The organism is Paenibacillus sp. FSL H8-0280, assembly GCF_045040665.1.
Classification (GTDB): domain Bacteria; phylum Bacillota; class Bacilli; order Paenibacillales; family Paenibacillaceae; genus Paenibacillus; species Paenibacillus xylanexedens_A.
The window spans coordinates 4863149-4876466 of record NZ_CP150296.1; the positions used below are offsets into that span (position 1 = coordinate 4863149).

At 46.3% G+C, this 13318-nt stretch carries 13 protein-coding genes; all 13 read right to left on the reverse strand.

The genetic code is table 11. From position 1 onward, the window contains the following. Nucleotide 1: 1 nt before the first annotated feature. The 13 genes from prmA to MHI12_RS21400 all read right to left on the reverse strand — a co-directional run bounded on the left by prmA (nt 2) and on the right by MHI12_RS21400 (nt 13178). Complete coding sequence (prmA, locus tag MHI12_RS21340; RefSeq protein WP_076250681.1) at nt 2–967, reverse strand: 50S ribosomal protein L11 methyltransferase; 966 nt, start codon at nt 965–967, stop codon at nt 2–4. 190 nt (nt 968–1157) lie between these two features. Further along, on the reverse strand, nt 1158–1550 hold the full coding sequence (locus MHI12_RS21345; RefSeq protein WP_211080824.1) for a hypothetical protein: 393 nt from the start codon (nt 1548–1550) through the stop codon (nt 1158–1160). Continuing rightward, nucleotides 1543–1722 carry a YfhD family protein gene (locus tag MHI12_RS21350; protein ID WP_017687220.1) on the reverse strand — a complete coding sequence of 60 codons (180 nt, stop codon included), beginning with the start codon at nt 1720–1722 and terminating at the stop codon, nt 1543–1545. Before MHI12_RS21350 ends, MHI12_RS21345 begins: the two co-directional genes overlap by 8 nt. Before the next feature lie 28 nt (nt 1723–1750). Then, on the reverse strand, nt 1751–2119 hold the full coding sequence (locus MHI12_RS21355; RefSeq protein WP_017687219.1) for a hypothetical protein: 369 nt from the start codon (nt 2117–2119) through the stop codon (nt 1751–1753). A gap of 240 nt (nt 2120–2359) precedes the next feature. Further along, nucleotides 2360–3484: a molecular chaperone DnaJ gene (gene dnaJ / locus MHI12_RS21360; RefSeq protein ID WP_036615086.1), complete on the reverse strand. Its 1125-nt coding sequence runs from the start codon at nt 3482–3484 to the stop codon at nt 2360–2362. A 129-nt stretch (nt 3485–3613) separates the two neighbouring features. Next, nucleotides 3614–5458, reverse strand: coding sequence for a molecular chaperone DnaK (dnaK, locus tag MHI12_RS21365; RefSeq protein ID WP_076328115.1), 1845 nt, complete (start codon nt 5456–5458; stop codon nt 3614–3616). Nucleotides 5459–5619: 161 nt separating this feature from the next. Next, nucleotides 5620–6183, reverse strand: a complete 564-nt coding sequence (gene grpE, locus MHI12_RS21370; protein ID WP_036668567.1) for a nucleotide exchange factor GrpE — start codon at nt 6181–6183, stop codon at nt 5620–5622. A gap of 44 nt (nt 6184–6227) precedes the next feature. After that, complete coding sequence (gene hrcA, locus MHI12_RS21375; RefSeq protein WP_036615092.1) at nt 6228–7259, reverse strand: heat-inducible transcriptional repressor HrcA; 1032 nt, start codon at nt 7257–7259, stop codon at nt 6228–6230. A 254-nt stretch (nt 7260–7513) separates the two neighbouring features. Continuing rightward, a complete protein-coding gene (locus MHI12_RS21380; protein ID WP_017687214.1) occupies nt 7514–7984 on the reverse strand; it encodes an N-acetyltransferase in 471 nt (156 codons plus the stop codon). A 118-nt stretch (nt 7985–8102) separates the two neighbouring features. Continuing rightward, complete coding sequence (gene hemW, locus MHI12_RS21385; protein ID WP_405170241.1) at nt 8103–9287, reverse strand: radical SAM family heme chaperone HemW; 1185 nt, start codon at nt 9285–9287, stop codon at nt 8103–8105. 222 nt (nt 9288–9509) lie between these two features. Beyond that, entirely contained in the window at nt 9510–11324 is a 1815-nt protein-coding gene (gene lepA / locus MHI12_RS21390) for a translation elongation factor 4 (RefSeq protein WP_036615097.1), read from the reverse strand. 145 nt (nt 11325–11469) lie between these two features. Continuing rightward, nucleotides 11470–11829 carry a hypothetical protein gene (locus tag MHI12_RS21395; RefSeq protein ID WP_076328117.1) on the reverse strand — a complete coding sequence of 120 codons (360 nt, stop codon included), beginning with the start codon at nt 11827–11829 and terminating at the stop codon, nt 11470–11472. A 53-nt stretch (nt 11830–11882) separates the two neighbouring features. After that, nucleotides 11883–13178 carry a stage II sporulation protein P gene (locus MHI12_RS21400; RefSeq protein ID WP_047843799.1) on the reverse strand — a complete coding sequence of 432 codons (1296 nt, stop codon included), beginning with the start codon at nt 13176–13178 and terminating at the stop codon, nt 11883–11885. Nucleotides 13179–13318: the final 140 nt, after the last annotated feature.

The following is a 13318-nucleotide window of genomic DNA, read 5'->3' on the forward strand; positions in this document are numbered from 1 at the left end:
TTTACCCCTTTCTGGCTACAAACGCCAGCCAGTCCTCATCACGGTGGATCGCACTCACTTCAAACCCCGAGGCTACCAGTGCATCATGCACAACCTGCTCTTTGTTCTTCCAAATGCCGGATACAATATAGGTCCCACCAGATTCAAGCGCATTATAGACATCGTCTACGAACAATAAAATGATCTCAGCCAGAATGTTCGCCACGACAACCTTAACCGGCAGTTGTACACCAAGTGCAGGGTCCTGACTCCCAAGGACGGACAACAGATCACTCTCTTTAACCGTAATTTGTTGTTCCAGCCCATTCAGTTCCACATTCTCCCTGGCACTGATTACCGCAACTGGATCAAGATCAAGCGCCAGTACATGTTTTGCCCCAAGTTTTATCGCTCCAATAGCCAAAATACCAGAACCTGTACCTACGTCAATGACTTCCTCGCCGCCCTGAATAACCGTTTCCAGTGTGCGCAAGCAGAGGGAGGTCGTTGGATGTGTTCCTGTACCAAAGGCCATGCCTGGATCAAGCTCAATAATTTTCTCATCCGGACTTTCAGGCGTATACTCTTCCCAAGTTGGCTTGATCGTCAAACGTTCCGATACACGTACCGGCTTGAAATATTGTTTCCAGGCTGTTGCCCAGTCATCTTCATCCACTGTACGCGTCTCATAACGAACCTCACCTGTATCAATTCCAAATTCGGAGAGTTCCTCAACTCTCGGATTAACTTCTGACTGTAATGCAACCATATCCGTACCTTCGGAGAAGTACCCTTTGATGACCGCAAAGCCTTCCGGAATATCATTCAACGGAACGTCATATAACTCACCATATGTCGTGTCCCGTTTTTTATTTAAAGTACCGGACTCTTCAATCGAAACCCCTCCAGCACCCGCTTCATGTAAAAAATTCGAAATCATCTCCACAGCTTCTTCTGTGGTATGTATTGTTAGTTCATGCCATAACATACTTGGTTTTTCCTCCTCATTATTCAAACATCCCAACTATTGTACTACACAAGCTAGCCGGAGCACAAAGCCGCACCAGTAAAAGAAAAACAAAACAGGATATCCGCAGCCTGACTGCTCGAATATCCTGTCATCTATTCATACATATCTGTTTCATTTACTTCAGCATTTTGCATAATTCGAATCTCAGTTAGCAAAAACGCCCACCATTCTGCGTGATCATCTCTGCGGCTTGCGGGAGCGAATCGTTGGATACGGACACGGTCAGCAAAATTTCTTGTTTTAGCCTGTTGGCCGAGTCCTCTTTGGGTGTATCATACACCTGACCATTGGACAACATTTCCGTTTCATCACTAATCAAGGCAAGTACATTCAGTTCGCCACTAAATCCTCCGACGACGGCCGTAGGAGAATTATCGGAGCCCGTAACATCGTTTGAATCCAATGCAGACGCTTCATTGCCAAGGCTCTCTATACTCAATTGGTTTGGGTGCAACAATTCCAGGGCTCTGCGTGCAGACTCCGCCTCAGTCCAGCTTGTAAAAACAGCTTCGAGGGTCACTGCCGAGCGATCTTCAGTCATGAAGCTCCCGTCCTTGACGTCGATCAGCCGCTTCACTGCGGCGTAGTGCTTCGATATCTTCATGATCCGCAGCTTCAGCGCTGAATTCCACGTCCTCATTTTTCGCGGATTGCATACGTTTCATCTTTTCCGTTTTTGTTAAAATCTTGCCTGGACGTTCATGTTCTGCCATTGTAATGCTCCTCCTTCAAATTGGGAAACTAGATCATTCCACCGGCTTGTTCGATTATAGACATCGCGCGGTGATGTACCGATTCATCTACGATGACAGTGAGTAATACATCCCTTCCTGTAGGTCCACCTTGCCCACCATCACTCATGCCGCTTGCAGAAGGGTCCGCCGCAGCCATGATTCCAGCACTGGCATTCGTTTGCATCGAATCGGGCACCCATGATGAAAAACTACCGGAAACGCCCGGCTTGTAGGAAGCCCCGCTTGGTCCTACACCCGCATATCGGCTGAATCGATTAATTGACAGGTCCTCCACTCGCAATGCCTCCAGTTTTTTGGCTGCCCCTTGAGCCTGTTCCGGGCTGTGAAAGTACGCCAAAATATTTTTCTCGGTCATCCGCTTCACCTGCTTCCCTAATTTCTCGCATATCAGCTATGCATATCATTCTCGCCATGCTATCTTTCCGCAAGTTCGCTCAGAATATACCGAAATGCTCCCACAAATTGCTGTCGTTCTTCGTAGCATAAATCCATGGATTTCACAAAAACCACTGAACCACAAAAAAAGGCGCACAAAAAAGGACACCCCGCGGTAAAAACCGCTATGGTGTCCTGTTGGGCTTGCTTTATTTTATTCTTAGTCGCCGCGGAAGGCGCGTTTCACTCTATCAAAGAAAGATTGTTCATGCTCATGTGTTTGCTCTCCATCCAGCGAAGCAATTTGGCGAAGCAGATCTTTCTGCTCGTCATTCAGCTTACTAGGTGTAACCACAACCACTTTCACATGTTGATCCCCTTGCCCCATACCGCGCAGGCGTGGTACACCTTTGCCTTTGAGTCTGAAATACGTTCCCGTTTGTGTACCAGCTGGTACTTTCAACTTCACTTTTTCGGTCAACGTTGGGATCTCAACTTCATCTCCCAGAGCTGCCTGAGCAAAGGTAAGTGGAATTTCGCAATAAATATCGTCGCCTTCACGCTCGAAGAAATCATGTGATTTCACGCGAATGACAATATACAGATCTCCCGCTGGTCCGCCACGCAGGCCTCCCTCGCCTTCACCTGTCATACGCAGTTGCGCGCCATCATCTACACCCGCTGGAATGCGAACATGGATTTTGCGTTGCTTGCGGACTTTACCGCTGCCACTGCACGTTGTACATTTTTCTTTGATAATTTGGCCCGAACCGCTACAGTTTGAACATGCACGACGATTAACCATACGACCAAACGGTGTATTTTGCACGACTTCCTGCTGACCGCTACCTTGGCAGACCGAGCAGGTTTCCGGTTTCGTTCCAGGTTTGGCACCTGAGCCATGACAGGTATCACAGCCTTCGGTACGCGGAATCGTAATATCGGTTTCTTTACCGAATACAGCTTCCTTGAACTCAATTGTCATCGTGTACTGCAGATCATTCCCACGTTGCGGAGCATTTGGATCACGTCGTCCACCGCCACCGCCGCCAAAGAACATGTCGAAGATGTCGCCAAATCCGCCGCCGCCAAAATCACCGCCACCACCGAATCCACCTTGATTCGGATCGACATGACCATATTGATCATATTGTGCACGCTTCTGACCGTCACTCACTACGTCGTAAGCTTCTTTAACTTCTTTAAATTTAGCTTCCGCATCAGCAGCCTTGTTTACGTCAGGGTGATACTGACGGGCAAGCTTACGGTAAGCCTTTTTAATTTCATCGTCGTTAGCCGTTTTACTAACGCCAAGCACCTCATAATAATCACGCTTTTCAGCCACTCTTCCACCCCCATATCATTCACCATATCGCACATCGTGACAAAAGGAAAGCCAAAGCGCGGGAGCCCCGGCTATGACTTTCCCTCTAATTCGAACGTCACCGATGTTTAATTCGCGTAGAACTACGAATTAGTTTTGTTTTTTATCTTCATCCACAACTTCGTAATCAGCGTCTACGACGTTGTCACGTTTAGCAGAACCTTGTTGCTCTTCAGTACCTTGTGCTTCTTGCTCTTGCGCCTGAGCTTGCTCATACAGTTTCACGGACAGTTGTTGAACGATCTCTGTCAGTTCTTCTGTAGCAGCTTTGATATCTTCCAGATTGTCGGAAGCCAGAACGCCTTGCAGTTTTTCTTTGGCAGCATTCGCTTTTTCAACTTCGCCAGCATCTGCTTTTTCGCCAAGATCTTTGATCGTTTTGTCAACAGAGTAGATCAATTGATCTGCACTGTTTTTCGCTTCAACGAGTTCTCTGCGTTTTTTATCTTCTTCAGCGTGCAACTCAGCATCTTTCATCATTTGCTCAACTTCCGCATCGCTCAAACCGCTGGAAGAAGTGATTGTGATTTTTTGAGTTTTGTTCGTACCTTTATCTGTTGCAGATACGTTAACGATACCGTTGGCATCAATATCGAAGCTAACTTCGATCTGTGGAACGCCACGTGGAGCTGGTGGAATATCACCCAACATGAAACGTCCAAGCGATTTGTTACCCGCTGCCATCTCACGCTCACCTTGCAGAACATGAATCTCAACGCTTGGTTGATTGTCTGCATACGTGGAGAACACTTGAGATTTGCTTGTAGGGATCGTAGTGTTACGCTCGATCATTTTAGTGAATACGCCACCCGCTGTTTCGATACCCAGGGACAATGGCGTTACGTCGAGCAATACAACGTCTTTCACGTCACCTGTCAGTACGCCCGCTTGTACAGCAGCACCCAAAGCTACAACTTCATCCGGGTTAACGCCTTTGTGTGGCTCTTTACCCGTCAATTTTTTGATTGCTTCTTGTACTGCTGGAATACGTGTCGAACCACCAACCAATACGATCTTGTCGATATCGTTAGGCGTCATACCCGCATCACTCAATGCACGACGAGTTGGTTCAAGCGTACGCTCAACCAGACCTTCAGAGATTTCTTCAAATTTCGCACGGCTCAGGTTCAACTCCAAATGCTGAGGAACGCCATCAGCAACTGTGATGAACGGCAAGGAGATCGTTGTAGTTAATACGCCGGAAAGTTCTTTTTTCGCTTTTTCCGCTGCATCTTTCAAACGTTGAACCGCTGCCTTATCTTTACTCAAGTCAATGCCTTGATCTTTTTTGAATTCACTTACGAGGTAATCAATGATCACTTGGTCAAAGTCATCCCCGCCTAGTTTGTTGTCCCCGCTAGTTGCTTTAACTTCGAAGAAGCCATCACCCAGTTCAAGAATGGATACGTCGAACGTACCGCCACCCAGGTCATATACGAGGATCGTTTGGTCTTCGGATTTCTCCATACCGTATGCCAAAGCTGCTGCTGTTGGCTCGTTGACGATACGCAGAACTTCCAAACCTGCAATTTTACCCGCATCTTTAGTCGCTTGGCGCTGACTGTCATTGAAGTAAGCTGGTACAGTGATAACTGCTTGAGTTACCGTTTGACCCAGATAAGCTTCAGCATCGGATTTCAATTTTTGCAGAATGATTGCAGAGATCTCTTGTGCGGAGTAGTCTTTGCTATCGATTGTTTCCTTGTGGGAAGTACCCATGTGACGTTTGATCGACATGATGGTACGATCCGGATTGGTGATGGCTTGACGTTTTGCTGTTTCACCCACAACGCGCTCTCCATCTTTTTTGAAACCAACTACGGATGGAGTTGTACGTGCGCCCTCCGGATTTGGAATTACGACAGCCTCGCCGCCTTCCATTACTGCTACGCATGAGTTTGTTGTTCCTAAGTCAATACCAATTACTTTGCTCATCCGAAAATTTCCTCCCTCAACAATTTAAAATGAATGGGTCTGATCTGACCCTTATTTAGATGTTCATGTTGCTAATCGTGCTCTATGTGTACAAACCTTTATATTAAACTTCGCCCACATTGTTCAATCATGGAGCCGACTCATTCCTTCCTATAAGGAAATTATGAGCTGACTTTAACCATAGCTGGACGAAGCACTTTATCTTTCAGCATGTAGCCTTTTTGGACTTCCTCAACAACGATACCTTCTTCGTACTCGTCGCTCTCCACTTGCATAATTGCTTGGTGGAATTCAGGATTGAACGGTTGTCCTACCGATTCCATAGCCGTCAGACCTTCATTATTCATCACGGTTTCCAATTGACGGAAAATCATTTGGATGCCCTTGGAGAAAGATTCGACCTCTGCTCCTTCCGGTACAGTAGCCATGGCGCGCTCGAAGTTATCAATAACCGGTACCAGTTCGGTGACCAGCTTCATCGAAGCGTATTTAGCCAATTCTTCTTTTTCCTTCTGCGTACGACGACGGAAGTTATCAAAATCAGCCTGTGCACGGACATAACGCTGTTGTTGCTCCTCAGCTTCTGCCTTCAGACGTGCAAGCTCATCCTGCTCCTGACCAGCCATCTCTTCAGCTTGTGCTTCTGCAGCGCCAGCTTCATTAATAGGCTCCTGCTCAGTTGCTGTTACCTCTTGTTCTTCTGTAAATGATTGCTCCTCTTTCAAGATGTTCACCTCCTTATACGAATGAAATGGTTCATTCCCGAATCTTATTTGAAACGATGTGTTAGCATCGCCGTCAAGTCACGGGATAGTGTATTTAGAATATGAATGACACGTGCATAATCCATCCGCGTGGGTCCTAGAATACCGATCGAACCCAAAGCCTCACCGTCCAATGAATAGGAGGCTGTAATAAGGCTGCAGTTGGCAAAGGCTTCATGATCATTCTCAGTGCCGATTCGCACTTGAATACCAGATCCACCCGGCACGGGCATCATCAATTTCATGAGTGTTGGTGTCTCTTCCAGCAGGTCAAGAATATCTTTTACCTTTTCGATATCTTTAAACTCCGGTTGAGTCAACATATTAGTGGCACCACTGAGGAACAGACGATTATCATGTTCATTGTCAAAGGCACTGTTGAGCACCTGCATAACTTCCTCATAACGTGTAATATGCCGTTCCATCTCTTGCCCAAGTTCGGTATAAAGACGGGATTTCAATTTGTAGATTGGTACGCCCACAAGTTTGGTATTTAACAAGCGAACCACATTTTCCATCTCAGCTACCGAGATTTCTGGTGGAATCTGAACCGTCTTGTTCTCCACTTGACCTGTATTGGTCACGATAATTGCCACAGCTTCACTCTCGTTCAACGGAAGCAATTGGAAGTGACGTAAGGACGTATGGAATACTTCCGGTCCAAGCAGGATCGAAGTATAATTCGTCATATGTGACAAAATATTGGATGCATGCTGAATAACTTGTTCCATGACGTTCAATTTTTCAGCGAAGAACGACTTGAGATCATCCAATTCCTGAGGCTCCACCTGATTCCAAGGGACCAAATGATCGACATAATATCGATAGCCTTTATGGGATGGAATTCGTCCTGCCGATGTATGCGGCTGTTCCAGGAAACCCATATCTTCAAGGTCCGCCATTTCATTACGGATCGTCGCCGGACTGTATCCAACATCTCCCCTTTTGGAAATGCTCCGGGACCCTACGGGCTCAGCTGAACGGATATAGTCATCCACTATAGCGTTCAGAATCATTCGTTGACGCTCTGTTAACATGGTGAGTATCCCTCCTTCTGACTGTACTGTCCCATGTCGTTAGCACTCCGGTTAGATGAGTGCTAAGCGGTAATACAAAAATACCAAACTGACGTGAACATTGTCAAGTGAGTTTGATGAGTGGGCTCATCTATTTATAGTATAGACCAATGTCGACGAGTCCTAACAACTTTATTGAACATACTTTGAAGTAAAAAAGGACTGCATGTAGGGCAGAGGCAGACTCGGCTCGATCCATGCAGTCCATTCAGTTGTTAAGCTGAAACGTTAAGCTCTTTTAATACCGCGATCTCATCGCAACAATCCTGCTTGCTGCAATGAACACAGTCGGTCCATACTTTCTCAGGGAAAATCTCTTTTTCCACTACGGCAAAACCGTTTTTGAGGAAGAAGGATACTTCATATGTCAACGCCATAACCTTAGGAATCTGTTGTTTCTCCGCTTCTTCTACCAGTCGGTCCAGCAATCGGGAGCCAATACCGAGCCCTTTGTGTCCTTCCGAGATACCGAGTGATCTGACTTCCACCAAATCATTCCCCAGACGACAAAGCGATCCGCAACCCACCACTTCACCATCAACTTCGGCTACAACAAAGTGCTCCAGCTGTCGGTGCAGTATCTCCCGTGATCGCGGAAGCATGATCCCACGCTCTGCATAGCCCTTAATCATTTCATACAGTGGTTCAACATCTTCCGGCACGGCTTTTCTGCATATTACCGACATCCTGCTCTCCTCCTATTACCAAGCTTTCCAGAGGAAAGCTGACTTCGTAGTTGTTAAATTAACACGCTCTGTAAAATCAATATGAATAAATATACAACAGAGCGTATAGAATTTCAAGCTATGAATTCAGCGATATGGACCCGATAAACTCCGCAAAAACGTCATTTCCGAACAGGATACCCTTCTCGCTCAGTCGGAAGCCGTCTGCCGTCCGCTCAAGCAACCCTGCGTTCAACATTTTGCCCAAAGGCTTCGCAAACACTTCTTCCATGGACTCTCCGAACTGTTCGCTAAAGCGTGAGGCCGAAGCTCCCTCCAACATTCTCAGTCCAACCATCAGATAATCTTCCATAGCTTCCGGGCGAGCAATCTCAAAATGATCCAGACGAGGCAGTCCTGTTCGTGAAGCTTCAACATAAGGATTTATACCTTTAATATTCATATGCCGTTCGCGGCCCACATATCCATGTGCACCTGCACCCAGACCATAGTAGTCCTCATTACGCCAGTAGGTAATATTGTGACGACTCTCAAAGCCCGGCTTGGCAAAGTTACTAATCTCGTATTGTCCATAGCCCGCTTCTTTCATACGTCTCATTAATAGAAGATACATCTCCAGCTCATCATCTTCATGAGGAAGTGGTAACTGGTTCTTCTGATACAGGGTATGGAAAAGTGTATTCTCTTCCACTTTCAGGCTGTAGATGGAGTAATGCGGCAGATCCAGTTCCAGCGCTTTGTCGATACTCTCATTCAACATTTCAACAGTCTGGTTTGGCAAACCAAACATCAGGTCAATGGACAGGTTATTCAAGCCTGCTTTTCGAGCATTTTCCAAACTGCGATATACATCATCCGTATTATGAATACGGCCAATGCCTGTCAGCAGATCATTCTGAAAAGCCTGCACGCCAAAGCTGACACGGTTGACGCCGCCTTCTTTCATCGCAGCGAGTTTCTCCGCATCCGTTGTTCCCGGGTTGGCTTCCATCGAAAATTCAATATCGTCTGCCCAATTTGGGAAATACGTCTTCACGGAACGAAGAAATACGGCCATCTCATCCGGTTTCAGAGCTGTTGGCGTACCCCCACCTACAAATATGGTCTTGATCTCACCCGGTGGATTGGCCTTAACTGTATGTTCCATCTCACGTTCCAGCGCTTCGAGATATTGCATCACGGGCTGATCTTTCAGAACGTAAGAGTTAAAGTCGCAATAAAAACATTTATTCGTGCAAAAGGGAATGTGAAGATACACCGCTTGGGGCGCACCTGTCTTCCGGCTGTGTGCTGCCAATGTCATGGCAAGTCCCCCTCTATTTGAAAAAAGGAAAGCCATCCGGCTTCCCTTTCAGCTTAGTTATTTAATATTCTGTGTTGTACCCATGTTTGCAAGCAAACGTCCTACAATTCAATTTCGATACACACATTATGTGATGTACCCGAGACAAAATATCGTTTATCCTTTCATACACAAATTATTGATGTACCAAAAGGATTCACGTGACGTTAGCAAGCAAACGTCCTAGTCATCAATTTTCAGTACCGCCATGAATGCCTCTTGTGGCACCTCAACGTTACCAACCTGCTTCATCCGCTTCTTACCTTCCTTCTGCTTCTCAAGCAGTTTCCGTTTCCGCGAGATGTCACCACCATAACACTTGGCAAGTACGTTTTTACGCATTGCTTTTACCGTTTCACGAGCAACAACCTTGGTACCTACAGATGCCTGAATTGGCACCTCGAACATTTGCCGTGGAATCAGCTCGCGCAGTTTCTCACAGACAATGCGTCCGCGGTTATAGGCACGGTCACGGTGAACGATGAAGGACAGAGCATCCACCTGTTCGCCATTGAGTACAATATCCATTTTTGCCAGATTGGACTGACGGTAACCGGACAACTCATAATCCAGGGATGCATATCCTTTGGTACCGGATTTCAACTGGTCGAAGAAGTCATATACAATCTCGGACAACGGAATCTCATAGGTAATGGTAACCCGGGTTGTGTCCAGATATTCCATATTTACATATTCACCGCGTTTAGTCTGACACAGCTCCATAATGGTACCTACATAATCATTCGGTACGATAATATCTGCCTTGACGTATGGTTCCTCGACGTAATCAATCCGTCCCACCTCAGGATAGTTGGATGGGTTATCGATTTTCATCACTTCACCATTCGTTAAGGTGACGTGATAGATTACACTTGGTGCCGTTGTGATCAACGGAATGTTAAACTCCCGCTCGATCCGCTCCTGGATAACGTCCATGTGAAGCAGTCCAAGGAATCCGCAACGGAATCCAAAACCGAGTGCACTGGATGTTTCCGGTTCAAAGCTCAGAGACGCATCGTTCAACTGCAATTTCTCCAACGCTTCACGCAGATCAACATAGTCCGATGTTTCGATCGGATAGAGACCACAATACACCATTGGGTTAATTTTACGATAACCCGGCAAAGGTTCCGGTGTTGGATTTTTGGCATCCGTTACCGTATCCCCGACTTGTGTATCGCCAACATGCCGGATACCTGCAACGATAAATCCAACATCCCCGACGTTCAGCTCGTCCACGATGGTCATACGAGGTTTGAACGCTCCAACTTCAATGACTTCAAATGATTTTCCTGTTGCCATCATTTTGATTTTGGAACCGGATTTGATTTTGCCGTCAACAACACGCACATATACGATTACACCTTTGTACGGGTCGTAGTGCGAGTCAAAAATCAGCGCTTTCAAAGGCTGGTCAGGATCACCAGTTGGTGCCGGAACACTTTTCACCACTTGCTCCAAAATTTCTTTGATTCCGATTCCTGATTTGGCCGAAGCCAAAACCGCATTACTTGTGTCCAAACCAATAACATCTTCCACTTCCTGCTTCACCCGTTCAGGATCAGCGCTCGGAAGGTCAATTTTGTTGATAACCGGTAAAATTTCAAGATTGTTATCCAATGCCAGATACACGTTGGCAAGTGTTTGAGCTTCAATTCCCTGAGCCGCATCCACAACCAGCAGAGCACCTTCACATGCAGCAAGACTGCGTGATACTTCATACGTGAAGTCTACGTGTCCCGGTGTATCAATCAGATTCAATAAATACTCTTCACCATCATCCGCTTTGTAAGTCAAGGCTACTGCTTGTAGCTTGATCGTTATTCCACGTTCACGTTCAAGGTCCATTTTATCCAGAACTTGTTCCTGCATTTCACGTGAAGTGAGCGCACCTGTGTGCTCCAAGATCCGGTCCGCAAGTGTTGATTTGCCGTGATCTATATGTGCAATAATAGAAAAGTTACGAATTTTACGTTGTCTTGCCCGAATGTCAGTCATTCCTTACCCCCAGAAACAGCCTAGTGTCAATCACTTCATTATAACAGTTGAAGCACAGTGCATCAATCCCGTGATTTCTCAACTTTATAATAAAGTGTAATCATGCACTCCCAGAGGTTATATTGTACCTTAAAATTATAGTATTTTATTCAGCAACGCCGCTAAAAAGAGAGACAACCCACTTGATCCCACTGTGTGAGAGATTTTGCAATAATCCAGCCGTTTTGTCTGCCAACACATCAACCGGAGCCTTATCTTGATCTGCCCCAAGCACTTGACTTGGTGACTGAACAGGTACAAATGGTGGTTCTTTAATTTCCTTTTGGACAGGTGCAGTCGGAACAGATTCGGTCACCGATGAAGTTGGCTCAGTTGTCACAACGGTTGACGTGCCTCCTGATGGATTGCCCATATGAAAGTTGCTGCCAGCCAGCTGCATTCCAAACAGCACACCCAGCAACATTAATACAGCGATGGATAACATTCTTTTACCGAATCTGGACATGTGGATTGCCTCCTGTCACTCTCTACTATTTTTCCTTCTTACATATATGGTTCCTATCCACCCTGCGACGAGGTTTTGGCACTGGCTTTGTCCACCTTCTGATCTTCCCAATACACTTGGGCAATCATGTCTGCTAGAATCTTCGATGTCCGTTGGAGCTCAGCTCCTGTGTTGTCGATGCCGCCAATCTCAATCAAAATGCTGTTGGGTGAAAGGGTTTGGTTATACTCTCCGTTGTTGGCTCCTCCGCCGTCCTTGCCCCACACACCACGGGATACCCCAGGATACTTGGCTTCCAGTTTCTTATGAATTTTCGCTGCAAAGGCTTCATTCTGCCGCCAATTTGGATTTTCATGTCCAATAATGAAATACACTTTGGCGTAGCCCAAGTCATTAATAGTGGTTGTTGTTTTGCCATGACGTTGTGAATCGCGATGAATGTCTATGAGATACGTCAGATCATCATTTTGGGAGAGTGCCGCTTTTACCGTTTGACGGGAGTATTTATAAGAATAGTTCCAGTTGTAGTCCTTTACTTTAGTGGGGTAATCATCCTTGGCGTGTTCTACGCCGATTCCCAGCTTCTCCAGACTATCTGAGAGGTAGGTTCCCACTTGAAACACATTGCCTGTTGATTTGCCTGATGATGGATTATCACTTTTCGTACCTAACAGTGGATTGTAGCCTTCCCGTGGATGGGAATGATAGATAAGAATTGACTTTTTGCCTGTTGTCGGTGAGCCTGAATTGTCTTTCTCACCATTCTTCGCTGGGGGATCTTCTTTACCTTCTCCATCTCCAGGCTCACTCGACTCAGGTGGATCAGTATTGTCCTGACCTGGTGGAACATGCAGCTCACTACCGGGTTTTCCTCCACCTGCGGAAGCCGTATCCGTAAGACCAGGACCGGGCTGATAATCTTCGGGAGCCTCGGCTTTTTCGTTACCAGATCCAGGACGGAGCAGAACAGGTTGGTTGGAACCCATGCCCGGCATTTCTCTCGCAATCAGGCTCTTCGGATCTTGAGGATTTACATTCGTTAGTAATTGGAAAACAAATGAGGTGAGATTTTCACCGGATATAGCAGAAGTCTGTTCCTTCTGGGTGAGATGGGGCATCTCCATACCGAGCATATCGACGAAAAAGCGGCTTGATACGGCACTCGCAAATCCTTTCATGGAAGAAACGGGTGAATTATTCAATCGTTTCTCTGCCATCCCCCCCAGACCCAGTACGACAAAAAACAAGGCAGATATGATCATAAGCAACAACAACGTACGGCCCATGGCCAGCACGTGCAGACATCTTTTTTTCCACTTCCCAATATTCCAGGCCAATATCTTGTTCATTCTGCTGTCTCCTTCCCTGCTGGACAACTCTTATACTTCAACTCTATGAGCCCGCCCAATTTGATAGAACAGGAAAATGAAAGATTCCAAAAACAAAAAAAAGAAAGTCCGATAGATTCGGACCTTCTTCTCAGCAGTTT